Raw genomic sequence first — 246 nt, forward strand, 5'->3', positions numbered from 1 at the left:
ATAGGCTGGGTGTGGAAGCGCAGTAATGCGTTAAGCTAACCAGTACTAATTGCCCGTAAGGCTTGATCCTATAACCAGTGTGTTTCACCTGGTTGATCGTCGCCTTGTGCCACGATACACACAACCACCACTACATCCCGATTCGTGACGTTGGCCTCAACCCCAGCGTCACAACCCCTCATGCCTGGTGACCATAGCGAGTTGGAACCACCCCTTCCCATCCCGAACAGGTCCGTGAAACGACTC

At 53.7% G+C, this 246-nt stretch carries 2 rRNA genes; both read left to right on the top strand.

Annotated features, from left to right (window positions below):
• A 23S ribosomal RNA gene (locus VSR71_RS35260) occupies nucleotides 1-70 on the top strand; the annotation flags it as partial.
• Between the two features lie 113 nt (nucleotides 71-183).
• Nucleotides 184-246: ribosomal RNA gene (gene rrf / locus VSR71_RS35500) — 5S ribosomal RNA — on the top strand; the annotation flags it as partial.

Source organism: Cupriavidus oxalaticus (genome assembly GCF_038900635.1).
Lineage (GTDB): Bacteria > Pseudomonadota > Gammaproteobacteria > Burkholderiales > Burkholderiaceae > Cupriavidus > Cupriavidus oxalaticus_B.